This window comes from Martinezella calliandrae (genome assembly GCF_030272695.1).
Lineage (GTDB): Bacteria > Pseudomonadota > Alphaproteobacteria > Rhizobiales > Rhizobiaceae > Rhizobium > Rhizobium calliandrae.
In genome coordinates this window covers 1-578 of record NZ_JARFYN010000197.1, presented here as the reverse complement: position 1 = coordinate 578, position 578 = coordinate 1, and the positions used below count along the sequence as shown (strand labels likewise).

General features: G+C 56.4%; 1 protein-coding gene and 1 pseudogene. Both read right to left on the bottom strand.

All coding sequences use genetic code 11. The annotated features are described in order from the left end of the window. Nucleotides 1–98 (bottom strand): annotated as a pseudogene (locus PY650_RS36705) (transposase); the annotation flags it as partial. Between the two features lie 198 nt (nt 99–296). Next, nucleotides 297–578 (bottom strand): transposase (locus tag PY650_RS36700; RefSeq protein ID WP_285885011.1); only part of this gene is annotated, 282 nt, incomplete at its 5' end.

Sequence of the window (578 nt, the reverse complement as noted above, 5' to 3'; positions counted from 1 at the left end):
GCGCGCTTCCACTGCTCGGCCGCGTTGTCGAGGACGAGATATAGCAGCTTCATGGCAGCGTCGTCACCCGGGAAATGGCCACGCGACCGCACCGCCCGTTAGCGGCAACACCAACGGACCGCCCAAAGATTAATATCACCCTGAAAATGGCGCCACTTGAAATCGCTCGTCAAAACTCTCATTCAAAATCTTCGGCGTTCCTTCGGGCATCAATGGAAATTTTGCAACAGAGCCGTTTCTTCAATCATCGCGATGAATGACCATAGTCTTGAGGGGCATCAGCCTGCTGATTGGCTTCAACACCGCTCTCCAGAACCTAAACAAACCAGCGCATAGCTGATTAAAGCTACGCAGCCGCCTTGTTGTCTGGTGCGATTGGCCGAGCCTTTTCGCTTGCGAGACAGGCTACGGCTCGTCCGCCGCAACCGTTTGAGCAATGCGCTATGCGCCTTGGGTCCAGGAATCGTGCTGCCATCGACAAGCGTTGCCAGCGTGGCAATGCCCAGATCGACGCCCACGCTGGCCTGAGGCTGCTCTACGGCCACAACATCGGCGGTCTCAACCATGATGCTGACGAA